General features: G+C 66.6%; 24 protein-coding genes. 7 read left to right on the top strand and 17 right to left on the bottom strand.

The window, feature by feature from the left end; all coding sequences use genetic code 11:
- Genes polA through guaA form a run of 4 tightly spaced genes read right to left on the bottom strand, consistent with a single transcriptional unit; the run spans position 1 to position 5,391 of the window.
- On the bottom strand, positions 1–2,811 hold the full coding sequence (gene polA / locus FHR21_RS14530; RefSeq protein ID WP_184099594.1) for a DNA polymerase I: 2,811 nt from the start codon (positions 2,809–2,811) through the stop codon (positions 1–3).
- Positions 2,812–2,844: 33 nt separating this feature from the next.
- On the bottom strand, positions 2,845–3,363 hold the full coding sequence (locus FHR21_RS14525; RefSeq protein ID WP_184099592.1) for a GFA family protein: 519 nt from the start codon (positions 3,361–3,363) through the stop codon (positions 2,845–2,847).
- A 45-nt stretch (positions 3,364–3,408) separates the two neighbouring features.
- Positions 3,409–3,801, bottom strand: a complete 393-nt coding sequence (locus FHR21_RS14520) for a VOC family protein (protein WP_184099590.1) — start codon at positions 3,799–3,801, stop codon at positions 3,409–3,411.
- 3 nt (positions 3,802–3,804) lie between these two features.
- Positions 3,805–5,391 (bottom strand): glutamine-hydrolyzing GMP synthase, encoded by a 1,587-nt coding sequence (guaA, locus tag FHR21_RS14515; RefSeq protein WP_184099588.1) that lies wholly within the window; start codon positions 5,389–5,391, stop codon positions 3,805–3,807.
- A 196-nt stretch (positions 5,392–5,587) separates the two neighbouring features.
- On the opposite strand from guaA, the gene FHR21_RS14510 reads away from it, so the two are divergent.
- Positions 5,588–8,098, top strand: coding sequence for a TonB-dependent receptor plug domain-containing protein (locus FHR21_RS14510; protein WP_184099586.1), 2,511 nt, complete (start codon positions 5,588–5,590; stop codon positions 8,096–8,098).
- Here FHR21_RS14510 and FHR21_RS14505 read toward each other — a convergent pair.
- The 10 genes from FHR21_RS14505 to FHR21_RS14460 all read right to left on the bottom strand — a co-directional run bounded on the left by FHR21_RS14505 (position 8,057) and on the right by FHR21_RS14460 (position 19,525).
- The gene (locus FHR21_RS14505) at positions 8,057–9,145 is read right to left on the bottom strand and encodes a glycosyltransferase family 4 protein (RefSeq protein ID WP_184099584.1); all 1,089 of its coding nucleotides are present in this window, start codon (positions 9,143–9,145) and stop codon (positions 8,057–8,059) included. The two genes, FHR21_RS14510 and FHR21_RS14505, sit on opposite strands and share 42 nt — an antisense overlap.
- Positions 9,142–10,023: a UDP-2,3-diacylglucosamine diphosphatase gene (locus tag FHR21_RS14500; RefSeq protein ID WP_184099582.1), complete on the bottom strand. Its 882-nt coding sequence runs from the start codon at positions 10,021–10,023 to the stop codon at positions 9,142–9,144. The genes FHR21_RS14505 and FHR21_RS14500 overlap by 4 nt, the downstream gene beginning before the upstream one ends.
- A 231-nt stretch (positions 10,024–10,254) precedes the next feature.
- Positions 10,255–11,688 (bottom strand): aldehyde dehydrogenase family protein, encoded by a 1,434-nt coding sequence (locus FHR21_RS14495; protein ID WP_184099580.1) that lies wholly within the window; start codon positions 11,686–11,688, stop codon positions 10,255–10,257.
- A gap of 61 nt (positions 11,689–11,749) precedes the next feature.
- Positions 11,750–13,396 (bottom strand): acetolactate synthase large subunit, encoded by a 1,647-nt coding sequence (locus tag FHR21_RS14490; RefSeq protein ID WP_184099578.1) that lies wholly within the window; start codon positions 13,394–13,396, stop codon positions 11,750–11,752.
- A 334-nt stretch (positions 13,397–13,730) separates the two neighbouring features.
- Positions 13,731–15,554 carry a cobaltochelatase subunit CobT gene (gene cobT, locus FHR21_RS14485; protein WP_184099576.1) on the bottom strand — a complete coding sequence of 608 codons (1,824 nt, stop codon included), beginning with the start codon at positions 15,552–15,554 and terminating at the stop codon, positions 13,731–13,733.
- A complete protein-coding gene (locus FHR21_RS14480) occupies positions 15,551–16,747 on the bottom strand; it encodes an alpha/beta hydrolase (protein WP_184099574.1) in 1,197 nt (398 codons plus the stop codon). The genes cobT and FHR21_RS14480 overlap by 4 nt, the downstream gene beginning before the upstream one ends.
- Complete coding sequence (locus FHR21_RS14475; protein ID WP_184099572.1) at positions 16,744–17,145, bottom strand: endonuclease domain-containing protein; 402 nt, start codon at positions 17,143–17,145, stop codon at positions 16,744–16,746. The genes FHR21_RS14480 and FHR21_RS14475 overlap by 4 nt, the downstream gene beginning before the upstream one ends.
- A 95-nt stretch (positions 17,146–17,240) precedes the next feature.
- Entirely contained in the window at positions 17,241–18,230 is a 990-nt protein-coding gene (cobS, locus tag FHR21_RS14470; RefSeq protein ID WP_184099570.1) for a cobaltochelatase subunit CobS, read from the bottom strand.
- 254 nt (positions 18,231–18,484) lie between these two features.
- Positions 18,485–18,922: an ester cyclase gene (locus tag FHR21_RS14465; RefSeq protein WP_184099568.1), complete on the bottom strand. Its 438-nt coding sequence runs from the start codon at positions 18,920–18,922 to the stop codon at positions 18,485–18,487.
- 12 nt (positions 18,923–18,934) lie between these two features.
- Positions 18,935–19,525, bottom strand: a complete 591-nt coding sequence (locus FHR21_RS14460) for a J domain-containing protein (RefSeq protein ID WP_184099566.1) — start codon at positions 19,523–19,525, stop codon at positions 18,935–18,937.
- Positions 19,526–19,553: 28 nt separating this feature from the next.
- Between FHR21_RS14460 and FHR21_RS14455 the strand changes: the two genes are divergently transcribed.
- From FHR21_RS14455 to FHR21_RS14435, 5 genes are all read left to right on the top strand, one after another.
- Positions 19,554–19,832 carry a BolA family protein gene (locus FHR21_RS14455; protein ID WP_420825293.1) on the top strand — a complete coding sequence of 93 codons (279 nt, stop codon included), beginning with the start codon at positions 19,554–19,556 and terminating at the stop codon, positions 19,830–19,832.
- Positions 19,829–20,716: a pirin family protein gene (locus FHR21_RS14450; RefSeq protein ID WP_184099564.1), complete on the top strand. Its 888-nt coding sequence runs from the start codon at positions 19,829–19,831 to the stop codon at positions 20,714–20,716. The genes FHR21_RS14455 and FHR21_RS14450 overlap by 4 nt, the downstream gene beginning before the upstream one ends.
- A gap of 73 nt (positions 20,717–20,789) precedes the next feature.
- Positions 20,790–21,725, top strand: coding sequence for an alpha/beta fold hydrolase (locus FHR21_RS14445; RefSeq protein WP_184099562.1), 936 nt, complete (start codon positions 20,790–20,792; stop codon positions 21,723–21,725).
- 20 nt (positions 21,726–21,745) lie between these two features.
- The gene (locus FHR21_RS14440; RefSeq protein ID WP_184099560.1) at positions 21,746–22,990 is read left to right on the top strand and encodes a low temperature requirement protein A; all 1,245 of its coding nucleotides are present in this window, start codon (positions 21,746–21,748) and stop codon (positions 22,988–22,990) included.
- A 15-nt stretch (positions 22,991–23,005) separates the two neighbouring features.
- Entirely contained in the window at positions 23,006–23,251 is a 246-nt protein-coding gene (locus tag FHR21_RS14435; protein WP_184099558.1) for a hypothetical protein, read from the top strand.
- Here the strand turns inward: FHR21_RS14435 and FHR21_RS14430 are convergent.
- Positions 23,248–23,664: a hypothetical protein gene (locus FHR21_RS14430; RefSeq protein WP_184099556.1), complete on the bottom strand. Its 417-nt coding sequence runs from the start codon at positions 23,662–23,664 to the stop codon at positions 23,248–23,250. The genes FHR21_RS14435 and FHR21_RS14430 overlap by 4 nt on opposite strands.
- 8 nt (positions 23,665–23,672) lie before the next feature.
- Here FHR21_RS14430 and FHR21_RS14425 point away from each other — a divergent pair, with 8 nt between their 5' ends.
- A complete protein-coding gene (locus FHR21_RS14425; RefSeq protein ID WP_184099554.1) occupies positions 23,673–24,830 on the top strand; it encodes a serine hydrolase domain-containing protein in 1,158 nt (385 codons plus the stop codon).
- Between the two features lie 193 nt (positions 24,831–25,023).
- Here the strand turns inward: FHR21_RS14425 and FHR21_RS14420 are convergent, their stop codons facing one another.
- Both FHR21_RS14420 and pdxH read right to left on the bottom strand, forming a co-directional pair.
- Positions 25,024–25,839 (bottom strand): PhzF family phenazine biosynthesis protein, encoded by an 816-nt coding sequence (locus FHR21_RS14420; RefSeq protein ID WP_184099552.1) that lies wholly within the window; start codon positions 25,837–25,839, stop codon positions 25,024–25,026.
- Positions 25,836–26,417, bottom strand: a complete 582-nt coding sequence (gene pdxH / locus FHR21_RS14415; RefSeq protein ID WP_184099550.1) for a pyridoxamine 5'-phosphate oxidase — start codon at positions 26,415–26,417, stop codon at positions 25,836–25,838. The genes FHR21_RS14420 and pdxH overlap by 4 nt, the downstream gene beginning before the upstream one ends.
- Between the last annotated feature and the right edge of the window lie 27 nt (positions 26,418–26,444).

Here is a 26,444-nt window from a genome sequence, read left to right as displayed (position 1 = left end):
TCAATGCGCCTCGCCCCAGCTTTTGCCGATGCCGATCTCGACCTCCAGCGGCACCGACAGCTTCAGCACCGGCTCGGCGGCGCCCATCATCACGCGGCGGATGACCTCGCCCGCGGCTTCGGCCTGCCCCTCGGGCGCCTCGAAGACGAGTTCGTCGTGGACCTGGAGCAGCATCGCCACATCGGACAGTCCGGCGTCGGCGAGCGCCGCGGGCATCCGTGCCATCGCGCGCTTGATCAGATCGGCGCTGGTGCCCTGGATCGGCGCGTTGATCGCGGCGCGCTCGCTGCCCTGCCGTTCGTGCTGGCTCGCCGCCTTGATGCGCGGGAACCAGGTCTTCCGCCCGAACAAGGTCTCGGTATAGCCCTTCGCGCGCGCGCCTTCGAGCGTGTCGGTGATGTAGTCCGAAATGCCCGGAAAGCGCTCGAAATAGCGCGCGATCAGCGCCTGCGCCTCGTCGGGCGTGATCTCCAGTCGGCCCGCGAGACCCCAGCGCGAGATGCCGTAGAGGATCGAGAAATTGACCGTCTTGGCGCGCCCGCGGGTGTCGCGGTTGACCTCTCCGAACAACTCGATCGCGGTCGCGGCGTGAATGTCCTGCCCCTGCGCGAAGGCTTCCTTGAGCTCGGGCACGTCGGCCATATGCGCGGCGAGCCGCAGCTCGATCTGGCTATAGTCCGCCGCCATCAGCACATGGCCCGGCGCGGCGATGAAAGCGTCGCGAATCTGCCGCCCCACCTCGGTACGGATCGGGATATTCTGAAGATTGGGGTCGGTCGAGGACAGGCGCCCCGTCTGCGCGCCGACAAGGCTGTAGCTGGTATGGACGCGCCCCGTCACCGCGTTGATCTGTTCCTGCAGCGCGTCGGTATAGGTCGATTTCAGCTTCGCGAGCTGCCGCCATTCCAATATCAGCCTCGCGATCGGCACGCCGTCGCGCTCGAGCCGCTCGAGCTCGGTCTGGTCGGTCGACCACACCCCCGACTTGCCCTTGCGCCCGCCCTTGAGCCCCAGCTTGTCGAACAATATCTCGCCGAGCTGCTTGGGGCTGCCGATGGCGAAGGGCTGGCCCGCGAGCCCGTGTATCTCGCCCTCCATGCGCAGCATGTCGTTCGCGAACTCGCCCGACAGCCGTGCCAGATAGTCGCGGTTGACCATGATTCCGGCGCGCTCCATCGTCTCGACCGTGGCGACGAGCGGGCGGTCGACCATCTCGTAGATGCGGGTCCCGCCTTCGATCGGCAGGCGCAGCTTCAGCAGTTTCCAGAGCCGCCACGCAACCTCGGCATCCTCGGCGGCATATTCGGTCGCGCGGTCGAGCGGCACTTCGGCGAAGCTGATCTGCGACTTGCCGGTGCCGCACATCTCCTTGAAGGTCAGGCAGACATGGTCGAGGTGGAGCTTCGCCAGCTCGTCGAGCCCGTGCTGATGCTTGCCCGCGTCGAGTGCGAAGCTCATCACCAGCGTGTCGTCATAAGGCGCGATGCTCAGCCCGTGCTGCGCGAGCACGCCGATGTCATATTTGAGGTTGTGCCCGACCTTCAGCACTGCTTCGTCGGCGAACAGCGCGTGAAGGCGGCCGAGCGCATCGCCCATCGGAATCTGGTCGGGCTTTTCGGCGAACATGTCGGTGCCGCCGTGGCCGAGCGGGATATAGCAAGCCTTGCCCGGCCCGGTCGACAGGCTGACACCGACGAGGTCGCCGGTGACGCTGTCGAGGCTCGCGGTCTCGGTGTCGACCGCGACGACATGCGCGGTGCGCGCCGCTTCGATCCAGCGGTCGAGCGCCTCGATCGTCGTCACCGTCTCGTATAACGATCGGTCGATCCCCGGCATCGGGGGCAGCGCCGGGGTCGACGGGACGGCGGGTGCGGCGGCCGGCGCCTCGCCCGCGCGCGGCGGGGTCGGCGGGCCACCCGGCGCTGCCCCGACGTCGAGCTTCGCCGACAGCGAGCGGAAGCCATGCGCGTCGAGGAACGCCTTGAGCGGTTCGGGGGGAATCGCGTCCAGCCGCAACGCATCGAGCGGGTCCGGCAGGGGGCAGTCGCGCTTCAGCTCGACCAGAATGCGCGACAGCCGCGCCATCTCGGCATGCTCGATCAGATTGTCGCGCAGCTTCGACGGCTTCATCGTCGCCGCGCCCACCAGCGTCTTTTGCAGGTCGCCATATTCAAGGATCAGCTTGGTCGCGGTCTTCGGCCCGACGCCGCGCACGCCCGGCACATTGTCGACGCTGTCGCCCATCAGCGCGAGGATGTCGCCGACCAGTGCGGGGCCGACGCCGAACTTCTCCTGCACCGCTTCGATGCCGAGCCGGACATTCTTCATCGTGTCGAGCATGTCGACCTGCGGCACGCCGTCGCCTTCGCGGATGAGCTGCATCAGATCCTTGTCCGACGAAACGATGGTGACGTCCCAGCCCTCGCGCACCGCAGCCTCGGTATAGCTGGCGATCAGGTCGTCGGCCTCGAAGCCCTCCATTTCGATGCAAGGCAGTGAAAAGGCGCGCGTCGCATCGCGGATCAGCGGGAATTGCGGGATCAGATCCTCGGGCGGCTCGGGCCGATTCGCCTTGTACTGGTCGTAGATCTGGTTGCGGAAGGATTCGCTCGAATGGTCGAGGATGACCGCGAGGTGGGTCGGCCCGTCGGCTTCGTGCAGTTCCTTCGCCAGTTTCCACAGCATCGTGGTGTAGCCATAGACCGCGCCGACCGGCACCCCGCTCGGGTTCGTCAGCGGCGGCAGGCGGTGATAGGCGCGGAAGATATAGCTGGAGCCATCGACCAGATAGAGATGATTCTTATCGGACATGGCGGGCGGTGTAGCAGGGGGCGTGCGGGGGGCCTAGCGCGATGTTCCCGGTTTCTTCCTTCGGCCGCCGACCGGCCAGTTCTCGGTGTCGTGATCGGGATGCTGGCGGTTGTTCGCACGGATCGCGGCGGCATCGTCCGGCGCCGTCTCTTCGGTCGTTCGGTCGCCGGGAAGCGCGGCGAGACCGCCGAGCCAAGGCATGCGCGCCTCGATCCCGACCTGGCCGACCGGCGGGAAGCGCGCCGGTTCGTCGAGCGACCCGATGGTCAGGTTGACGCGTTCGCCTTCGACATAATCGAAGAAAAGCGGCGTCCCGCAATCGCGGCAGAACCCCCGTGCGACATGCGTCGAACTATGAAAGACCGCCGGCTCTCCGCGCGTCCAGACGAGCGCGTCGCGTGGCGCGGCGACGAGCGCGGCGAACAGATTGCCGACCGCCTTCTGGCACATGCGGCAATGGCAGAGATGGGCATTGTCGAGCATCGCGCTCGCATGATAGCGCACCGCGCCGCACTGGCAGCCGCCCGAGACTTGGGTTTTGATGCGTTTCATCAGCCTCTCCTCACAATGGAATTGCGGGAGAATAACGGCGCCGACTCAGCTTTGCGATACTCCGAAACAGACGAAGCTCATCTTGTTGCCTTCGGGGTCGCGGGCATAGGCGCCATAGAAATCCGGTCCGTAGAGGGGGCGTGGACCGGGATTGCCTTCGTTGGTGCCGCCATGCGCCAAGGCTGCGGCATGAGCCGCATCCACCGCCGCCTGGCTTTCGCACAGAAAACCCGGCATGATTCCGTTGCCGGGAACCGCCGCCAACCCGTCGTTCGGCTTGCCGATCCAGATGCGTTGTCCGCCGCGCATCGCATAGCAGCGAGCCTGGTCGCCATAGTCGACCTCCAGCCGTCCGCCGAGATGCGGCACGATGGCATCATAATAGAGCCGCGACCGCGCCATATCGTTGGTGCCGATGGTGATATACGCGATTGTCATCGCTCACTCCCACTCGATCGTCCCCGGCGGTTTCGACGTATAGTCGTAGACGACGCGGTTGATGCCCTGCACCTCGTTGATGATCCGGGTCGCGCAGCGCGACAGGAAGTTCGCGTCGAAGGGATAGATGTCGGCGGTCATGCCGTCGGTCGAGGTGACGGCGCGCAGCGCGCAGACATGGTCGTAGGTGCGTCCGTCGCCCATTACGCCAACGGTCTTGACGGGAAGCAGTACCGCAAACGCCTGCCAGATCGCGTCGTAGAGGCCGGCGCTGCGGATTTCCTCAAGATAGACCGCATCGGCCTTGCGCAGGATGTCGCAGCGCTCCTTCGACACCTCGCCAGGAATGCGGATCGCGAGGCCGGGGCCGGGGAAAGGGTGGCGGCCGACGAAGATGTCGGGGAGGCCTAGCTCCTTGCCGAGCAGGCGGACTTCGTCCTTGAACAGCTCGCGCAGCGGCTCGACGAGCTTCATGTTCATGCGTTCGGGGAGGCCGCCGACATTGTGGTGGCTCTTGATCGTCACGCTCGGGCCGCCGGTGAAGGACACGCTTTCGATCACGTCGGGGTAGAGGGTGCCCTGTGCCAGGAAGTCGGCGCCGCCGAGCTTTTTCGCTTCTTCCTCGAACACATTGATGAATTCGCCGCCGATGAACTTGCGCTTCTTCTCGGGGTCGGTGACGCCGGCGAGGCCTGCCATGAAGCGTTCCTCGGCGTCCACGACCACCAGCGGGATGTTGTAATGGTCGCGGAACAGCCGCTCGACCTGCTCGCGCTCGTTGAGGCGTAAGAGGCCGTGGTCGACGAAGACGCAGGTGAGTTGCTCGCCGATCGCCTCGTGGATCAGCACCGCGGCGACCGCGCTGTCGACCCCGCCCGACAGGCCGCAGAGCACGCGCCGGTCGCCGACCTGCGCGCGGATTTCGGCGATCTTGGTCGCGCGGAACTCGGCCATCGTCCAGTCGTCTGAACAGCCGCAGACGTGGCGGACGAAGTTCGCGATCAGTCTGGCGCCGTCGGGGGTGTGGACGACCTCGGGGTGGAACTGGGTGCCGTAATAGCGGCGTTCGTCGTCGGCGATCAGCGCAAAGGGAGCGCCGTCGCTGATCGCGACGATACGGAAACCGGGTGCGAATTGGGTGACGCGGTCGCCGTGGCTCATCCACACCTGATGCCGCTCGCCGACCTTCCACAGGCCGTCGAACAGCACGCAGGGTTCGGTGACCGTCAGGAAGGCGCGGCCGAATTCGCCGTCGCGCTCGCCATCGGTACCGCCGGGTTCGACCTGTCCGCCGAGTTGCTGGCTCATCACCTGCTGGCCATAACAGATGCCGAGGATCGGAAGGCCGCTTTCGAACACCGACTGCGGTGCGCGCGGGCTGCCGGCTGCGGGCACCGAGGCGGGCGAACCCGACAGGATCACCCCCTTGGGCTGCATCCGCTCGAGCGCCGCCTCGGCGCCGCTGAACGGCACGATCTCGCTATAGACGCCAGCCTCGCGGACGCGGCGGGCGATGAGCTGGGTGACCTGACTGCCGAAGTCGACGATCAGGATGGATTCGGGGGCGGGCGCGGGGACTGGAGTCGGCATGGGTGGCCGATAAAGAGGCCGGCGTCTGCTGTCCAGCGGTCGCGGTGGGTCGTTGGTCGAGCATTGCTGGCGCTGCCATATTGTTGCGACAAATTGCGACCAGATGAACCCCAAGAAAAGAGCGGCGTCAGGCCGCATTCAGTCGATCCCGTTAAGAAACCGACGACGATATAAGAATAGAAGGCTTCTCCCTCCCATGAACAAGACTCGCCTCTCTCTTTCGGTGCGCGCCGCCCTGCTGGCGACGGCTGCGTCGTCGGCGCTGCCGGCAATGGCCGAAGCTCTGCCGCCGCCGGTCGCAGTGACCGCCGCCGCGACGACCGAACAGCCCGCCGCCGGCGGCGAAGCGGCGGCGCCGGCTGAGGACGAAGACGAATATGACGACGACGAGATCGTCGTCACCGGCACCCGGCTCGCGGGACAGCTCGACACCGATTTCGCGCCCGAGGCCGAACTCGACGAGGCCGCGGTCGCCAGCTACGGCGTGTCGTCGATCGAGGAACTGCTCGAAGCGCTCGAACCGCAGACGCGCTCGGGGCGTGGTCGCGGGGGTGGGCGCCCGGTGATTCTGGTCAACGGCCGGCGCATCTCGGGCTTTGGCGCGGTGCGCAATATCCCGCCCGAAGCGATCGCCAAGGTCGAGATTTTCCCTGAAGAGGTCGCGCTGCAATATGGCTATGCCGCGACCGAGCGCGTCGTCAATTTCGTGCTCAAGCCCGATTTTCGGCAGATATCTGCCGAGGCGGAGGCCGGGGTGCCGACGCAGGGCGGCCAGTTCAAGAGCGAGCTCGAACCCTCCTTCATCGCGATCGGCGATACTGGCCGGCTCAACCTCAACGCGAGTTGGGAGCATCAGACGATGCTCCTCGAAAGCGAGCGCGACCTCGCCTACGACGACCCGGCCCGCGCCGCCGAAGCGTCAGCGCGCAGCCTTTCGCCGGCAAGCGATCAATATATGATCGAGGGCACGATCGTCCGGAACCTCGACAAGGTGACCGACGTGCAGGCCAGCCTGCGCTTCGATCAGACAGACAGCCTGGCCTTGCTGGGGCTCGGCGAAGATGGTGTCGGCGCGGCGCTGCGCCGCGAGAGCCGCACCCAGAATTGGGAGGGCTCGGCCAGCCTCAACGGCATGCTCGGCGACTGGCGCTGGTCGCTGACGGGCAATTATGCCGACGCCGACCAGCGCACCTTCACCGAACAGGATGATGGGACGCGCGACCGCTTCGACAGCAGCCAGCAGAGTTTCGGTACCAACGCCAATATCTCGGGTAGCGTCACCGAAGGCTGGGCGGGGCCGATCCGCGCCTCGATCACCGGCGGCTACACCGGCCTGCGCTACGACAGCCGCTCGCTGCGCGCCGGCGACATCACGACGACCGACCTCGGCCGCGACACGCCGAGCGTCTTTGGCTCGCTGACCGTGCCGCTGCTCGATCCCGACTATGATGTCGGCAACATCGGCCGGCTGTCGCTGACCCTCAACGCCCAGGCCGAGCGGCCGAGCGATTTTTCGGCGCTCACGAGCTGGGGCGCGACCGCGAATTGGGGGCTGACCGGCAATCTGTCGCTGATCGCGAGCTTCAAGAGTGACGAGGCTGCGCCCAGCGTGACCCAGCTAGGCGCAGCGCCGCTGGTGACGTCGGGGGTAACCTATTACGACTTCGCGACCGGCCAGACGGTGCAGATCGCCACCACGACCGGCGGCAATCCCTTCCTGCGTGCCGAGCAGCGGCGCGACCTCAAGTTCGGCCTCAATTGGGAGGTGCCGATGGTCGATGGGCTGCGCTTCTCGATCGATTATAATCACAATCGCAGCGACGATACGGCGAACAGCCTGCCGTTGCTGACGCCGGAGATCGAAGCGGCCTTTCCCGACCGCGTGACCCGCGATGGTGCCGGCAATCTGATCGCGATCGACCAGCGGCCGGTCAATTTCGACCGCGCGGTCAATTCGCAGATTCGCTGGGGCGTCAATTTCAGCAAGAGTTTCGGCCAGCCAGAGCCGGGAGCCGGCGGCGAAGGCCGCGGGCGCGGCGCGCGCCGGTCGGGCGCCGGCGCTCCGCCGCGTGGCGATGCCCCGCCTCCGGGTGATGATGCTCCCCCGCCGCCCGAAGGCGGCGCGAAGAGCGGCGAGCAGGCGGCCCCGCCTCCTGCTGCCGAGCGGCCGCGGCGCGGCGGCGGGCGCGGCTTCGGCCGGGGCGGCGGGCGCTTCGGCGGCGGCCAGCAGGGCGGCCGCTGGCAGGTCTCGCTCTACCACACGATCAAGCTGACCGACAAAGTGCTGATCGGTCCCGGCGTTCCCGAACTCGACCTGCTGAACGGCTCGGCGACGGGGAGCGGCGGCGGCAGCAACCGCCACCTCGTCGAGCTCAACGGCGGCGTCTTCTACAAGGGGTTCGGGACCCGCGTCAGCGCCAAGTACGACAGCGGCAGCACCATCGTCGGGGGCGCCAACGGCGACTTGAAATTCCACGATCTGGCAACGTTCAACCTGCGCATCTTCGCGGACTTCAACCAGATGCCGAAACTGACGGACGACCTGTCGTTCCTCAAGAACTCGCGCCTGCGCTTGTCGGTCAACAATCTGTTCGACGCACAGCGCAAGGTGACCGACGCGAGCGGGGTCGTGCCGCTGAACTACCAGCCCGGCTATACCGATTCGCTAGGCCGCTATATCGAGTTGGAGTGGCGCAAGGCGTTCTGATGGCGGCACCCCTTCCCCTTCCCCTTCGGGGGAGGGCGTGCCGCCCCGCACGAACGTCAGGGCTTCCAGAAACTGCGCGGTGCAGGCCGACCAGCTATAGCGTGCGCCCAGTGCGGCGGCGTCGGCGCGGTCGCGCAGAAGGGCGCGTGCGATTGCCGCGCCCAAATCATCGTCGAGCGCGCCCGCTTCGCCGGTCACGATGTCGCCCGGTCCCGGCACGGGATAGGCGGCGACCGGCGTGCCGCAGGACAGCGCCTCGATGACGACGAGTCCGAAGGTATCGGTGCGGCTCGGGAAGACGAAGACGTCGGCGCCGGCATAGGCGGCGGCGAGCCTCTCGCCGCCGAGCTTGCCGAGGAAGACCGCAGCGGGATAGCGCGCCCCAAGGTCGGTGAGCGCCGGGCCGTCGCCGACGATCACCTTGGTGCCGGGATGGCTGGCGTCGAGGAAAGCCTCGATATTCTTCTCGACCGCGACGCGCCCCACATAGAGTTGAATGGGGCGGGGCAAGTCGGCGAACGCAGGATGGGGTGCGCGGTCGGGACGGAAGAGCGCATGGTCGACCCCGCGCTCCCACAGCATCGTCTGTTCCAGCCCCTGATCGGCGAGCTCCTGCCGCAGTGAGGGGGTTGCGACCATGATGTGTCGTGCCGGCCGATGGAACCAGCGGATGAAGCGCCAGACCAGCGACGGCGACACGGGCATTCGTGCCGCGACATAGTCCGGAAAGCGCGTGTGATAGGCGGTGGTAAAGGGAAAGCCGGTCTTCAGACACCAGCGCCGCGCGGCGAGGCCGAGCGGGCCCTCGGTCGAAATATGGATCGCTTGCGGCGCGAAGGCGCGGATATGCCGGCCGACGGCACGCCACCCCGCGAAGGCCAGGCGGATTTCGCCATAGGTGGGGCAGGGGATCGAACGGAACAGGTCGGGCGAGATCACTGCGACCTCGTGACCCGCAGCGCGCAATTCGGCGATTGTCGCTTGCAGCGTGCGGACGACACCGTTGACCTGCGGCTCCCAGGCGTCGCTGACAATCAGGATTCTCATGCCGCGCGCGCCGGCGCGGGAAGGTCCAGCGCCGCCGGCGCCGCGCGCGCTGCGACCTCTTCGGCCCAGTGCAGGACTTCCATCGTGCCGTCGTGATGTTCGACCAGCGCCGTGCAGCCTTCGACCCAGTCGCCGTCGTTGTAATAGTCCACCCCGTCGATCGCGCGCATTTCGGCGCTGTGGATATGGCCGCACACGACCCCATCGACCCCGCGCGATCGCGCCGCGTGGGCGACGACTTCCTCATAGTGGCCGATGAACTGGACGGCGTTCTTGACCTTGTGCTTGGCGACGAGCGACAGTGACCAATAGGGCAGGCCGAGGCGGCTGCGGATGGCGTTCACCACCACATTTGCCTTCATCAGCGCGGTGTAGGCGGCGTCGCCGACGAAGGCGAGCCAGCGGTGGGCGAGCATCACCGCGTCGAACTCGTCGCCGTGGACGACCAGCAGCGCCCGGCCATCGGCGGTTTCGTGGATCGCCTCGCGGCGGATCTCGACCCCGCCGAAATCGAAGCCGTCGAAGGGCTTGACCATCTCGTCGTGATTGCCGGGGACATAGACGACACGGGTGCCGCGCTTGGCGCGCTTCAGCACGCGCCAGACGACGTCGTTGTGTTCGGGCGGCCAGAAATGCCGTTTCTTGAGCCGCCAGCCGTCGATGATGTCGCCGACCAGATAGAGCGTCTCGCAATCGACGTGATCGAAGAAGTCGATCAGCAGATTGGCATTGCAGCCGCGGGTGCCGAGGTGGATGTCGCTGACCCACACGGCGCGATAGCTGCGGCGCTTGCCGACGACGCGTTCGGGCACATGCGGCTCGGTCGTGAAGGGATCGGGAAAGCGGGCCGGTATGGGCAGCGTCGAGATCGAGGCCATGTCGCACTCCTGAAGGCAGCTTGCGGCTGTTCCGGCCTAGACACGGCTTTTGTTACATCCTGCGAATCAAAGTGAAGACGGTTCGGCGACGGTTCGATGGCGGTTCGGTGACGATGGACCGAATTCGTCATTGCGAGCGGAGCGAAGCAATCTCCAGCTTTCGTCCGTCGATGACGATGGCTTGGAGATTATTTCGTCGCTGCGCTCCCCGCAATGACGGGCTTCTTTCGGTCAGACCCGCCTTATCACCAGATTCCGGATTTCGCTCATGTCCTCCATCGCGAAGCGGATGCCCTCGCGGCCGAGCCCCGAATCCTTGACCCCGCCATAGGGCATGTTGTCGACGCGGTAGGAGGAGATGTCGTTGACGACGATGCCGCCGACCTCCAGCTCGTCCCATGCCGCCAGCACCTGATGCAGGTCGCGGGTGAAAAGGCCGGCTTGGAGCCCGAACTTGCTGTCGTTGATCTCGGCGAGCGCATCGTCCCAGTCGGTGAATTTCGACAGGATGGCGAGCGGGCCGAAGGCTTCCTCGCGATAGGCCTTGGCGCCGCGGTCGACATCTTCGAGCAGCGTCGCTTCGAGCATGGCCCCCTCGCGCTTGCCGCCGACGAGCAGCTTCGCGCTGTCCGCGACCGCCTCCTGAATCCAGCCGTCGAGCCGCGCGGCTTCCTTTTCGGAGATCATCGGGCCGATGAAGGTCTTGCGGTCCTTGGGATCGCCCGCGACCAGCGTCTTCGTCTTTTCGACCAGCATGTCGCGGAACCGGTCGTAGATGTCGGCGTGGATGATGATCCGCTGCACCCCGATGCACGACTGCCCCGACTGATAGAAGGCGCCGAAGATGATCCGCGCGAGCGCATGGTCGAGATCGGCATCCTTGTCGACGATCACGGCGGCATTGCCGCCGAGTTCGAGGATGACCTTCTTCTTCCCGGCCTTGGCCTTGAGATCCCAGCCGACCGCGGGGGAGCCGGTGAAGCTCAGCAATTTTAGCCGCTCGTCGGTGGTGAACAGGTCGGCGCCCTCGCGCGTCGCGGGCAGGATCGAAAAAGCGCCTTCCGGCAATATGTCGCATTCGGCGAGCACTTCGCCCATGATGATCGCGCCCAGCGGCGTCATCGACGCGGGTTTCATCACGAAGGGACAGCCCATCGCGATCGCCGGCGCGATCTTGTGCGCGGCGAGGTTGAGCGGGAAATTGAACGGCGAGATGAAGCTGCACGGCCCGATCGGCACCCGCTTCCACATCCCCATATAGCCCTTGGCCCGCGCCGAGATGTCGAGCGGCTGCACCTCGCCATAGTTGCGCACGGCCTCCTCGGCGGCGATGCGGAAGGTATCGATCAGCCGCGTGACCTCGCCTTCGCTGTCGGCGATCGGCTTCCCCGCCTCGACGCACAGCGCATAGGCGAGTTCGTCGAAGCGTTCGCGGAAGCGCCCGACGCAATGGTTCAGCACATCCTGCTTCTCGAAGCTCGCGAGCCGCGCCATCGGCTCGGCAGCGCGGACGGTGCCGGCGATCGCTTCGTCGATGACGTCGGGGGTCGCGAGCGCGGTGCGGAAGGCGACCTCGCCGGTGAACTTGTCGGTCACCGCGAGGTCGGTGTTGGGCTGCGCCGCCTTGTTGTTGAGGTAGAGCGGGTAGACGTCCTTCAACTTCACAATTATTCTCCAAGGCTGTTATCCCCGCGAAAGCGGGGACCCAGAGCGGCCCGACGCGATCCTACAACTCCTTCGACAACCGCTTGATGTCGATGTTCAAAATCTGGTCGTTCTCCGAATAATCGACCGGGCAGTCGATCAGGTGCACCCCCGGCGTATCGCGCGTTTGGGCCAGAAGTTCCGTCAGATGCGCGGCGCTTTCGACGCGGTAGCCGCTGGCGCCATAGCTTTCGGCATATTTGACGAAATCGGGGTTGCCATAGGTCAGCCCCCAGTCCTTGAACCCCATGTTCGCCTGTTTCCAGCGGATCATGCCATAGCTGTTGTCGTTGAGAATTAGCACGGTCAGGTTCAGCCCCAGCCGCACCGCGGTCTCCATCTCCTGGCTGTTCATCATGAAGCCGCCGTCGCCGCAGATCGCCATGACCTTGCGCTCCGGGTAGAGCATCGCCGACATCATCGCGCTGGGCAGCCCGGCGCCCATCGACGCGAGCGCGTTGTCGAGCAGTACCGTGTTGGGGCGATAGGCGGTATAGCCGCGCGCGAACCAGATCTTGTAGACGCCATTGTCGAGACAGATGATCGCATCGTCGGGCATCGCGTCCCGCACCTGGTGCACCAGATGCGGCGGAAAGATCGGGAAGCGCGCGTCGGCGGCGAGCGGCGCGGTGTGGTCGACCTCGGCCCTGCGATAGGCGAGCATATGGTCGAACTTCCAGCCGCCGTTGGGGACGATGTCCTCCTTGATCTGCCAGATCGCGTTGGCGATGTCGCCGATCACCTCGATGTCGGGGAAATAGACGGGATCGACCTCGGCGGTCTTGGTCGAGACATGGATGACCGTCGGCCCGCCCGCCTTCATGAAGAAGGGCGGCTTTTCGATGACGTCGTGGCCGATGTTGACGATGCAGTCCGACGCCTCGACCGCGCGGTGGACGAAATCGCCCGCGCTGAGCGCCGCGCAGCCGAGGAATTTGGGGTGGCGCTCGTCGATCACCCCCTTGCCAAGCTGCGTCGTCAGGAAGGGGATGCCGGTTTTTTCGATGAATTGCAGCAGCATCCGGCTGGTCATGGTGCGGTTCGCGCCGGCGCCGATGACGAGCACGGGCGATCTGGCCTTTTCCAGCGTCTTCACGGCCTCGCGGATCGACTTGACGTCGGCGGTCGGCCGCCGCGAATGGCTGCGTTTCAACGGGACGGAATCGGTCTGCTCGTCGGCGATATCCTCGGGCAGCTCGATATGCACCGCGCCGGGCTTTTCCTCCTCGGCGAGGCGGAAGGCCTCACGCACCCGGCTGGGGATATTGTCGCTGCTCGCCATCTGGTGGGTATATTTGGTGATCGGCCCCATCATCCGCACGACGTCGAGGATCTGGAAGCGGCCCTGCTTCGATTTCTTGATCGGTTTCTGCCCGGTGATCATCATCATCGGCATGCCGCCCAATTGCGCATAGGCGGCCGCGGTGACGAAATTCGTCGCGCCCGGCCCCAACGTCGCGAGGCACACGCCGGTCTTGCCGGTATGCCGACCATAGGTCGCGGCCATGAAGCCCGCGCCCTGCTCGTGCCGGGTCAGGATCAGCCTGATCGTCTTCGACCGCGACAGGCTGTCGAGAAAATCCAGATTCTCCTCGCCCGGCACGCCGAAGATATATTCGACGCCCTCTTGCTCCAGGCATTCGATGAACAGGTCCGATGCTTTTGTCATATGCCAGTCGCCCCCTCAGCCACGCACCACCCCGGTGCGGCCCCAAGTCATGCCGGCGACCCCTCAGCACGATGTCGCTGCAACGGCTCTCGTCGTCAGGCCGCGAGTCCCTGCTGCATCGGGACAGGTTTGTAACGAGGGGGCAGGGGGTTGTCACGCGGGGCGTGGTAGAAGTGTAAACCATCGTCATTGCGAGCGAAACGAAGCAATCCAGAGCGGTTTACGCGGGCTCTGGATTGCTTCGTTTCGCTCGCAATGACGATGGCAGTTTACTCAAACCCCAAATGGCTAGGTAAAGAACGCTACAATCTCGATACTCCAACGAAGCCAGCGCTCAATCCACGTCGAACAACCCCGCCAACTGCTCGACCATCGTGCCGCCGAGCTGCTCGGCGTCCATGATCGTCACCGCGCGGCTGTAGTAGCGCGTCACGTCGTGGCCGATGCCGATCGCGCACAGCTCGACCGGCGAGCGGTTTTCGATCCACTCGATGACCTGGCGCAGATGCTGGTCGAGATAGGCGCCGTGGTTGACCGACAGCGTGCTGTCGTCGACCGGCGCGCCGTCGGAGATGACCATCAGGATGCGGCGTTCCTCGGGGCGGTTGACGATGCGGCTGTGCGCCCACATCAACGCCTCGCCGTCGATATTCTCCTTGAGCAGCCCCTCGCGCATCATCAGCCCCAGCGAGCGGCGCGCGCGGCGATAGGGTTCGTCGGCGGGCTTGTAGATGATGTGGCGCAGGTCGTTGAGGCGGCCGGGGTGCGGCGGACGGCCGGCGGCGAGCCAGTCCTCGCGGCTCTGCCCGCCCTTCCATGTGCGGGTGGTGAAGCCGAGGATTTCGGTCTTGACCCCGCAGCGTTCGAGCGTGCGCGCGAGGATGTCGGCGCTGATCGCGGCGATGCTGATCGGCCGCCCGCGCATCGAGCCGCTGTTGTCGATCAGCAGGGTGACGACGGTGTCGCGGAAGTCGGTGTCGCGCTCGATCTTGTAGCTCAGTGAATGACCGGGCGAGACGACGACCCGCGCGAGGCGGGCGGCGTCGAGCTGGCCTTCCTCCTGATCGAAATCCCACGCACGGTTCTGCTGCGCCATCAGCCGGCGCTGGAGGCGGTTGGCAAGCTTGGTCACCGCGCCCTGCAGATGCGCCATCTGCTGATCGAGATAGGCGCGCAGCCGGGTGAGTTCGTCGGCGTCGCAGAGTTCGGTCGCCGCGACGATCTCGTCATGCTTTTCGGTGAAACGGATATAGTTGAAATCGGGCACGTCGGTCGGCAGGCGGTTGGGGCGCACCGGGAGCATCCCCTCGTCGCCTTCGCCGCCCATTTCGGGCTCGCCGTCGGCCTCCATCTCCTGCGCGTCGGGATCGGTGTCGCCGTCGTCGGCCTGTTCGCCGTCCATCTCGGCCCGCGCGTCGACCTGCGATTCGCCGGCGCCGCCTTCTTCGCTTTCCTGCTGGTCGGGCGCCTCCTCGGCCTCCGCTTCCTCCTCGTCGCCGCCGTCCTCGGCGCCTTCCTCGATCGGCTCGTCGCCCTGGATCAGGTCGAGGTGGCGCAGCGCCAGCTTCGCGGTCTCGGCAAAGGCGGCCTGGTCGTCGAGCAGCATCGACAGCGCGGTCAGATCGGCGCCGGCGTCGCCCGTGATCCATTCGCGCACCAGCGACAGGCCGCTCTCGGTCCCCTGTGGCGCCGGCTCGCCGGTCAGCGCCTCGCGCAGTAGCAGTTCGAGCGCGGTCGACACGGGCACGTCGTCCCGGTCCTGCGCGCGGCTGATCGGGTCGCTGCGCATCCGCATCTGAAGGCTGGCCGACAGATTAGCGCGCATCCCTGCCATGTTGCGCGCGCCCAGCGCCTCGATCCGCGCCCGCTCCATCGCGTCGAAGGCGGCGGCAGCGATCGGCTCGCCGGGGCGCGCCGCGGCGTGGAGCTTTTCGCTGTGATGCTTCATGCGCAGCGCATAGGCGTCGGCAAAGCCGCGCGCCTCGGCGACCTGATCGGCGGGCAGGGTGCGCGACGGGGTCGGTACCTTGATCGCCTTGCCGATCTGGGCCGGCGCATCGGCCGTGAAGCCGACCTCGACCTCGGGATCGCGCGTCACCGCGCGCGCGACGCTCGACAGCGCGGTCTTCAGATCGTCGAGGGGAGAGGGGTTGCTCATGGCGCTTCGGTATCGCTGTTTCGCTGGCAGATAATGTCGTCGCTGTCCTTGGGCGCTGCAGGATTGGGAAGCAAGCGGAAGACGTGGTGCAGCGGCGCGACAGGGACGCGCTCGGGCCGGACCAGCCTGCCCGCGACGACGTCGACGAAATCGCGGCAGACGACCGCGCTGCGCAGGAAATTGCTATGCCCGGTCGATCCGCGCGACACGTCGGTGGTGTCGACGATGGTCAATCCCGGAATCGCATGGGCATAGCAGCGCACGGGCAAGCCCCGCGCCTTCAGATCGTCCGCCACGAAGCTGTCGAAGCAATAGGGCGAGCCGAGCCGCGGATAGCCGTGGATCGCGCGCGAGGCGGCGAGCGCCTTGTCCTTCAGCGAGACATAGGCGGTGATGCGCCGCGCGCGGGCGACCTTGGCCTCGGCCAGCACGTCGGCGGAAATGTCGCGCTCGAACGTCTCGCGGTCGATGTCGGGCGAGGCGAGGATGATGTTGGATATGTTGCGGCTGTCCGATCCGGCCGCGGCGCGATCGACATAGGCGATGGCCGGGACGACGAGACGCGCGCCGAGCGAATGGGCGACGATCACCACCTCGGTCACCCACGGCTGTTCGGCGAGCGCCTTCAGGAAGGCACGGAAATTGCGGACGTCGTGATACATGTTGGTTTCGTCGACGGCGTAGCTCAGCACCTTGTGCTGCGATGGCCAGCTATAGGCGATCACCGGGCCGTCGAAGCCGGTCATGCGCGCGATCTGCGCGGCGTCCTTGGTCGTCGTCTCGAAACTCTCGCGATAGCCGTGGACATAGAGGAGCACGCGGCCCTGTTTCCGGCCGGCTTCGGCTTGCAGCGCGCCCCACCAGTCGCTCTCGGCCTGCAGCGCGAGCGGGGTGCGGAAGCGCGTCTTGCCGCCGATCGTTTCGTCGCGCGGCTCGGCGAAACGACCGTAGCGCACCCGGTCGCCGCGATGACCGAGCAGGTGGATCTCGGGCTCGCGGCAATCGGGCAGTCGGCTGGTGACGAAGAAGAGCGGCAGCGCCGCCGCATCGACCGGCGCGTCGGGCTGCGGCGTACAGCGCGGCTCGGCGACATAGGCCGAATGGCGGACGTCGCCGTAATCGACGGTCGGGAAGCAGCCGGCGAGGGCGAGCGCGGCGAACGGCGCAAGGAGCGCGGTGGCGAATTTGTTCACGGCGTGGATGTCTGACTAGCCCTCCCCCTTGATGGGGGAGGGTTGGGTGGGGGTGAGCGCTCGTTCAAAACTGCCGCCAGTCGGCCCGTAACGCCTTCGATGTTCGTCAGTACCTCGTTGTTCCAGAAGCGAAGTACACGATAGCCATTGGCTTCGATGATAGCCGTTCTCGGCGCATCGCTTGCTTCGCCATGCTGACCGCCGTCGATTTCAAGCACCAGCCGCGCCCGATGACTAGCGAAGTCGGCGATATATTGGTGGAAGGGGACTTGCCTGCGGAAGCGCCATTCGGGGAAGGCCGAGCGCAGTAGCGCCCAGACTTTTCGTTCCGCATCGGTCATGTTTGCACGTAGCGACCGGCTCCGCGCCGTGGCGCCATCGGGAGGTATCCGCTTCATGTCGCGACCGCACCCCCTCCGCTGCGACTAACGCGCAAGCGCGTAAGTCTCGCTGCCTCCCCCATCGAGGGGGAGGGGGAAAGGGCGCGCAGGCCTCACTTGCCGACGATCCCCTCGGGCAGGTCCTCGCCGAATACGCGCTGATAATATTCGGCGACGATCATCCGTTCGGCCTCGTCGCACTTGTTGAGGAAGGACAGGCGGAAGGCGAAGCCGAGGTTGTTGAAGATCGCGGCGTTCTGCGCCCAGCTGATGACCGTGCGCGGCGACATGACGGTCGAGATGTCGCCGTTGATGAAGCCCTGGCGGGTCAGGTCGGCGACCTTGACCATATTGGCGACCGTCGCATCGTCGGCGGCCGGCACCTTAGCGAGGATGATTGCGCTCTCGGTCGCCGCGGGCAGGTAATTCAGCGTCACGACGATGTTCCAGCGGTCCATCTGCCCCTGGTTGATCTGCTGCGTGCCGTGATAGAGGCCGCTCGTGTCGCCGAGGCCGACGGTGTTCGCGGTCGAGAACAGGCGGAAATGCGGATTCGGTCGGATGACGCGGTTCTGGTCGAGCAGGGTCAGCTTGCCCTCCGCTTCCAGGACGCGCTGGATCACGAACATCACGTCGGGGCGCCCCGCGTCATATTCGTCGAAGACCAAGGCCGTGGGGGTTTGCAGCGCCCAGGGAAGCAGACCTTCTCGAAATTCGGTGACCTGCTGCCCGTCCCTGAGGACGATCGCGTCGCGGCCGACGAGGTCGATGCGGCTGATATGCGCGTCGAGGTTGACGCGGATGCACGGCCATTTCAGCCGCGCGGCGACCTGCTCGATATGCGTCGACTTGCCGGTGCCGTGATAGCCCTGCACCATGACGCGGCGGTTGAACTTGAAGCCCGCGAGGATGGCGAGCGTCGTGTCGCCGTCGAAGACATAGGCCGGGTCGAGGTCGGGTACGCGCTCGTCGGCCTCGCTGAACGCCGGCACTTTCATGTCGATATCGACCCCGAAGACCTCGCGCGCATCGACCTCGGTGTCGGGCGCGGCGAGAAGCGTCGAGCCGTGATGGTCGGGGAGGCTGTTCGGAATATCGGTCATCGTTCGTCGCCTTTCAAACCTTCTCCCTTGAGGGGGGAAGGATACGCAGCCTTGCCGGCTGGCCGGCTAGGCGAAGTTGGATGAGGGTGGGCGAAGCACAGCTTCGCGCGAGCCAGGGGCTCGCATACCCCTCACCCAGCTTCGACTAGGCAGCACGCTGCCAAGTCTTCGCAACCCTCTCCCCCAAGGGGAGAGGGAGTGGGAGAGTTCGGCTAGCGCGGTATCGCCATGGGTTGCGGCTTGCAACGCCTTATTCAGAAGATATCCAGCGCCTTCATCACCGCCGACTGGTCGTAATAGGGCCGCTCGCAGGCGATCCTGTCGCTGCCTGGGGCGAATTCGAAGCTCGCCGCCATGCGGATGCGGAACGCCTTGCCGGTCGGCTCGATCGTGCGCAGTCCGAGCCGGAGCGGCCCCAGATGCGTGCCCGTCAGCCAGAATTCGACGAGCACCGTATCGGTGTCCGCATCGGCCGCGATCGCGATGATCTCGTTCGCCTGATCGGGAAAGGGCTCGCGCGACGAGGCGAAATAGGATCGCACCGCCGCTTCGCCGTCGAAGATGGTGCCGGGTCCCAGAAGCTCGTAGCGCGGGTGGTCGAAGGTCGCGAGAACGCCGTCCCAGTCGTGCGTGATCTCCAGCGCCATGTGGCGGCGGACGGTTTCGATGCGCCTGTCGTCGAGATCGCTCATCTGTCCCTCTCCCTATGCGAAGACCCGGCTCTTCCGCAAAAGCTGATAGGCTGCGACGACCTCGCCGAGCCGCGTCTCGTGGCTGCGGTCGCCGCCGTTGCGATCGGGGTGATATTTGCGCACCAGCTCGCTGTAGCGGCGGCGCAGCGCCGAACGGTCGGACTTCCCCTCCAGCCCCAGCACCTCCATCGCGCGATGTTCGTCGCGAGTGAAGCGCGGGTCGGCCGCCTCGCGCCGTGCCTGATCCATGCGCTGCCGGAAGCGGGCGCCGAGCGCATCCATCGGGTCGCGGAAATCGGCCCAGCGCGGCGGCAGGTCGGCGCTGCCCGTGGCGCGAAAGGCGCGGCTTTCGGTCTCCCAGCCTGCGGTGGGCGACTGGGCGGCGAGGATCTGGTCGGCGTTCATGCCTTCGAAGAAATTATAGCCGCTGTTGAATTCGCGGACATGGTCGAGACACAGCCAGCGCCAGGGCGGCGGACCGTCGGGCGAGCGGTGGGCGGTGGCGGGCGCGCGAAATTCGCCGGGCTCGCGGCAGCCCGGAACGGCGCAAGCGGCTTCGCGCGGAACGCGGCCGTGGAAACGATGGGATCGGGGGCTTGTCATGCTGTTCTTTCCTCCCCAACATGGGGGCATGAGCGAAAAAGGTCCAGTGCAACGCGAGATGGAAGGGCTGCTTTCCGCCGCTTTTCCCGATGCGGATTTTACCCTCAGCAACGACAGTGCGCAGCATCACGGCCATGCCGGCGACGACGGCAGCGGCGAATCGCATTTCAGCCTGACGATCGAGTGGGCGGGCTTCGCGGGGCAGAATCGCGTCGCGCGCCAGCGGATGGTGAACAGGGCGCTCGGCGACCTGCCGGGTCAGCGCGTCCACGCGCTTGCGATCAAGGCGCTGGCACCAGGAGAATGACGATGCAGGTGATCACCCCCTCGACCCACGATATCGGTGCCTTCGACGTGCGGCGGACCTTGCCCGACAAGGAGCGGACGATGGTCGGCCCCTTCATCTTCGTCGACCAGTTCGGGCCAGCGCATTTCGACATCGGGCAGGGGATGGACGTGCGGCCGCATCCGCACATCAACCTCGCCACCGTGACCTATTTGTTCGAAGGCGCGATCGACCATCGCGACAATCTGGGCACCTATGCGACGATCCGCCCCGGCGCGTGCAATTTGATGACCGCGGGCCGCGGCATCGTCCATTCGGAGCGCACCCCGGCGGCCGAGCGCGCGACCGGATCGGCGATCTCGGGCATGCAGACCTGGCTCGCGCTGCCCGACGGCAAGGAAGAGATCGACCCGGCGTTCGAGCATGTCGCCAAGGAAGATCTGCCGCTGGTCGAGGACACGGGCGTGTCGGCGCGTGTCATCATGGGCAGCCTGTGGGGCGCGACCTCGCCGATCACCCAGCACGCCGCGACCATCTATGCCGACATATTGATGAACGCCGGCGCGTCGATCCCGATCGAGGCCGAGGCCGACGAGCGCGCGGTCGTCGTCGCGCTCGGCGATGCGACTCTCGATGGCGAGGCGCTCGAACGCTACAGCCTCTATATCCTCAAACCCGGCGAGGCGATGACGCTGCGCGCGGCCAGCGATGCCCGGGTGATGCTGCTCGGCGGCGAGGCGTTCACGACCCCGCGTCATCTGTGGTGGAATTTCGTCAGCTCGTCGCGCGACCGGATCAATCAGGCCAAGCAGGACTGGAAGGATCGTAAATTCCCGCTCGTTCCCGGCGATAGCGAGGAATATATCCCGCTGCCCGGAATGCCGAAGACGCCGGCCTACCCCTGATCGAACTGACAGGCTTGTCGGTTCGGATCTTTGCGGCCATTCTGGTTTCGAAACGAAACCGAAGGAGCGGACGATGACGGGCGATTTCGAGCAGCGGCGGGTGGCTCTTTCGACAGGGGTCGAACTCGATGTCGTCGACATGGGGCCGAAGGACGCTCCCGCGCTGATCTTTCTTCACGGCTTTCCCGAATCGCACCGCACCTGGCGGCACCAGCTTCCGCATTTTTCGGACCGCTTTCGCTGCATCGCGCCCGACCAGCGCGGCTATCGGGGCTCGTCGAAGCCGCAGGATGCCGAATCCTATACGCCCGACAAGCTAATCGCCGACATCTTCGCGCTCGCCGACGCGCTGGATATCGGGGACTTCACCATCGTCGGCCACGACTGGGGCGGGGCGATTGCCTGGGGCGTCGCGCTTGGCGGTCAGCCTGGCGGGCTGCACCCCGCATGGGCGGGCCGCGTGACGCGCGCGGTGATCGCCAATGCGCCGCATCCCGCGATCTTTCAACGCCTGCTCGCCTCGACCCCGCAGCAGCGCGAGGCGAGCCAGTATATCCGCGTCTTCCGCGACCCCGCGAGCGACGCGCTGATCGAGGAGCAGGGAATCGCCGGATTGCTCGCCCACGCCTTTGCCGGGCGCGTGCCGAGCGGCGGCGTCCAGCCGCCCGACGAGATCGCCCGGCTGCTCAAGGACTGGGAGGATCGCGACGCCTGCCGCGCGATGGTCAACTGGTATCGCGGCTCGCCGATGGAGGTGCCGCCCATGGACGCCCCCTATGCCGAGCCGCCGGCGGTGCCTTTTCCGCAGCTCACGATCCCGACGCTGGTCGTCTGGGCGCTCGACGATGTTGCGCTGCCGCCAAGCAATCTTGACGGATTGAGCGAACTGGTCCCCAATGCGACGATCGTCGAGGTGCCGGGCTGCGGCCATTTCGTGCCGTGGGAAGCGCCCGACAAGGTCAATGCGGCGATGGATGCGTTCCTGGAAAGGACCGCCGCTCCCGCCTGACGACCGACAAGGGGGGGCGTATGGCGCGATCGACGACCGGACTGTTTCGCACCCGCGGCGAGCATGGCCACGCGCCGGTCACCTATATCGAACTCTTCTTCGACCTCGTCTTCGTCTTCGCGATCACCCAATTGTCGCACGGGCTGCTCGAGCATCTGGGCTGGACGGGGGCGCTCCAGACGCTGATCCTGCTCTTCGCGGTATGGTGGGTTTGGATCTATACCACCTGGGTCGCCAACTGGCTCGATCCCGAACGCGCCAATGTCCGGCTGATGCTGATCCTGCTGATGCTTGCCGGGCTCGTGCTGTCGAGCGCGATTCCCTACGCCTTCGGGGTGCGCGGCTGGATGTTCGCCGCCGCCTATTGCACGATACAGATCGGCCGGTCGCTCTATATGGTCTGGGCAAGCTGGGGCGTGCATCCGGCGCGAGCGCGCAGCTTCCTGCGCATTGTTTTCTGGCTGTGCCTGTCGCTGCCGCTGTGGGTCGCAGGGTGTTTCGTCGATGCGCAGATGCGGATGCTGCTGTGGGCGGCCGCGTTGCTGATCGACTATGCGGGGCCGCTCGCCTTCTTCCGCACTCCCGGCCTCGGGCGCTCGACCGGCGCCGACTGGGAGATCGCCGGCGGGCATATGGCCGAACGCTGCGCGCTGTTCGTCATCATCTCGCTCGGCGAAGGGGTGCTGGTGACCGGCGCGACCTTTGCGACGCTGCCGCAGGATGGCCTTCGCTGGCTCGCCTTCGCGACCTGCTTCCTCGGCTCGGCGGCGCTATGGTGGCTCTATTTCGACACCGGCGCGCGCCGCGGCAGCCAGGTGATCGAGGCAAGCGATCAGGCCGGGCTGCTCGCGCGCAACGCCTATACCTATTGGCATATCCCGATCATCGCGGGGCTCGTCGTCTCGGCGGTCGCCGACGAGATGCTGCTCGCGCATCCACAGGGTCACATCGCGCCCGCGATGCTCGCCGTTTCGGTCGGCGGGCCGTTGCTGTTCCTGATCGGCAACATGGCGTTCAAAAAGGCCACGACCGACCGGCCGCTGCCGCCTTTTTCGCACATGTTGGGCAGCGTCGGGCTGCTCGGCGTCGGGGCCTGGGCGTGGCTGGGCCACTGGCAGCCGCTGACGCTGGGCCTTGCGCTGTTCGCGGTGCTGGTCTTCACTGCCGTCTGGGAATGGGGGTCGTTCCACGGCGGCTGGCGGCGCTGGACACCGGGGCTGGGCCGCCTGTTCGGCGTCGATCCGGCCGCCGGTTCCGATACATAGGGGGAGGACAGGGACATGTCGCATACCGCGATCATGCTGATTGTCGGCATCGCGTTGCTGATCGGACTGCGCTTCGCGATGCGCGATCCAGGGGCTGCCACGCGGCGCTTTCTGTGGCTGTGGCTGCTGATCTCGCTCGGCAATCTGGTCGTCGGCGTCGTCCATGCCGGATACGGGCTGGGCGAGGAGGCGGTGGTATGGCTGCTCGTCTTCGGCGTTCCGGCGGGGCTGGCGCTGGCGACGCGAACGATCGAGCGTTAATTAGCGGGATCGAGCAGGCAGCCGCTGGCGCCCGCATAATGGGCGCTGCGCGAAGCGAGCAGCGGGACGCTGCCGGTGATCGTCTTCGTCGCGGGATCCTCGCTGATCGACACCATGTCCATGCCCGGCTCGAAGTCGGTCTGGCAGCTTTCGAGGCTGCGCCCCTGCACATAGCGGCACGAGCAGCCGACGCGCGCGGCATAGGCCGATCCGACCTCGGCCTGCGCCTTGAAATCGGGAAATTTCCAGATCAGCAGGCCGAGCAGCAGCACCAGCAGCAGGATCGCCCACGGCAGGCAGCCGCTCCAGCGGCTCGGCCGCCGCGGCGCGGGACGCTCCGGCGCGGCATCGCCTGCCGGCGACGGGGCCGCCGGTTCTGCCGTTGCCGGGCCGGGCGGGTTGGTGTTAGGCATGGGGCGTCATGATCACCAAAAAGGCCTTGCTGGCAAGTGGCATCGTCGCGGCGCTCGGCCTCTGGTCGCTGTCGCAGGCGGCGGGGCAGGGGGCCATGGCGCCCGCGACCCCCGCGCCGCGGCTCGGCCTGTCGATCGCCGACGCGCGCGCCGGCGACGCGCCGCGCCCGCTCCCCGCGCTCGATCCCGCGGTCAAGGCACGGGCCGATGCGCTGTTCACCGATGCGGACGCCGTCGGCGAGACGCGCGCGCTGCTCGTGCTGCGCGATGGCAAACTGATCTACGAACGCTATGGCGCGGGCTTTGGCCCCGATTCCAAACTGATAAGCTGGTCGATGGCCAAGAGCATCACCGCGGTGCTCGCTGGCTTCATGGTCGCCGACGGACGGCTGTCGCTCGACGGACCGGCCCCGGTCGCCGCGTGGCAACGCAGCGGCGATCCGCGCGGCGCGATCCGGCTGCGCGACCTGCTGCACATGGCGTCGGGCCTCGATCATGTCGAGGAGGGCGATCCCGTCTGGGCGAGCGACACGGTGACCATGTTGTTCGGAGGCGGCGCGCAGGACATGGCGGGCTTTGCCGAAGCGAAACCGGCGGTGGCGCGGCCGGGCGAGGTCTTCAACTATAGTTCGGCGACGAGCGTCATCCTGTCCGATATCCTCGCCGACACGCTCACCCCGTCGCCGAACTCCGAAGCGCGGCGCGAGGCGATGCGCGATTTCATCGCCGGCCGGCTGATCGAGCCGCTCGGCATGACCAGCCTGACCCCCGAGTTCGACGCGAAGGGCACGATGATCGGCGGCTCGATCATGCACGCGACCGCGCGCGACTATGCTAAGTTCGGCGAGTTCCTGCGCCATCACGGCGTGGTGAACGGCCAGCGTCTGCTTCCCGAAAGCTGGATGCGCTTCATGCTGACCCCGTCGGCGAACGATGCCGGATATGGCGGCCACATCTGGCTCAACCGGTCGCGCCCGGCCGGGGTGACCCCAGCGCTGTGGCCCGACCGCGGCCCCAACGACCTGTTCGCCTGCATCGGCCACCAGGGCCAATATATCATCGTCTCGCCGTCGCAGCGCGTGACGATCGTGCGGCTGGGGATCACGAAGGATGACCAGTTCCCCGAACTGCGCCGCCATCTCGCGGATCTGCAGGGCGCGCTTTGATAGCTTTACCTTCCCCCTTGATGGGGGAAGGATACGAAGCCTTATCGCGAAGCGATTAGGCGCAGTTGGATGGGGGTGATGGTGCGTCCTTGCATCGCTCGCTTCAGGCCGCGGCCGCACCCCCTCTGCTGCGACTAGGCGGCGAGCCGCCAAGTCTCGCTGCCTCCCCCATCAAGGGGGAGGGATGGCATGGCTACAGCAGAAACTCGCCCGTCAGCGTCGTGACGCACGTCCCCGATAATTCCACCCTATCCCCATCCAGCCGGCAGCCGACATGGCCGCCGCGCGCGCTGGCCTGAAAGGCGGCGAAGCGATCGCGGCCGAGGCGGGCGGTCCAATAAGGGGTGAGCACGCAATGCGCCGATCCGGTGACCGGGTCCTCATCGACCCCGGCGCCGGGCACGAAGACGCGGCTGACGACATCGGCGCCCGACGGGTCGCCGTCGCCCGGCGCGGTCGCGATCGCCTGGATATTGCCGAGCGCGCGCAGCGCCGCCATGTCGGGCGCCAGCGCCCGCACCGCGGCGGCGCTGTCATAGACGAGCAGCGCATAGCGGCCGGGGTGCCACAGCGTCTCCACCGGCGACCCGCCGACTGCGCTGGCGATCTCGAGCAGGGGTTTCGGCTCCGGAGGATAGGCGGGAAGCGCCATGCGATAGCCGTCCTCGCCGTCGCGCGCGACGCGCAGCATCCCTGCCTCGCGGGTGCGAAAGACCATCGCGTCGCGCCACGGCGCCGCGGTCAGCAGGACATGGCCCGAAGCGAGCGTCGCATGGCCGCACAGCGCGATCTCGGTCGCCGGGGTAAACCAGCGCAGCTCGTAATCGGCCTCGCTGTCCTCGTCGGGAAGCAGAAAGGCGGTTTCGGACAAATTGTTCTCGGCCGCGATGTTCAGCAGCATCGCATCGCTCAGCCATTCGTCGAGCGGCATCACCGCGGCGGGATTTCCGGTGAAGGGGCGGTCGGCAAAGGCGTCGACCTGCGTGATGGGAAGGCGGCGCCAACTCATGGATAGAGATATCCTTTCGTCCAGTCCTCGCCGTCGCGGACGAACAGGGTGCGTTCGTGGAGACGGTGGGCGCGGTCCTGCCAATATTCGATGCGCTCGGGGGTCACGCGCCAGCCCGACCAGCGCGGCGGGCGCGGCACGTCCCGCCCCTCGAAACGCGCCTGCATCCCGGCGAAGCGCGCCTCGAAGGTCGCGCGGGACTCGAGCGGCCGCGACTGGTCGCTCGCCCAGGCGCCGAGCTGGCTGTCGCGGCTGCGCGTCGCGAAATAGGCGTCGGCGACGCTGTCGGCGACCGGCGCGACCGGCCCCTCGATACGGATCTGGCGCCGCAGCGACTTCCAGTGGAACAGCAGCGCGACCTGCGGGTTCGCGGCCAGCTCGCCGCCCTTGCGGCTGTCGAGATTGGTGTAGAAGACGAACCCGTCCGGCCCATGCCCCTTCAGCAGCACCATGCGCAGCGAGGGGCGGCCGTCCGGCGTCGCGGTGGCGAGCGCCATCGCGTTCGAATCATTGGGCTCGCTGGCGCGCGCTTCGGCGAACCAGGCATCGAACAGGGCGAAGGGGTCGGTGGTCGTCATGCGCGCGCTTCTAATGCGGCGCGCCCC

The organism is Sphingopyxis panaciterrulae (genome assembly GCF_014199295.1).
Classification (GTDB): Bacteria; Pseudomonadota; Alphaproteobacteria; order Sphingomonadales; family Sphingomonadaceae; genus Sphingopyxis; species Sphingopyxis panaciterrulae.
Note: the sequence above shows the minus strand (reverse complement) of the source record. Positions and strands in the feature narration are given on the sequence as shown.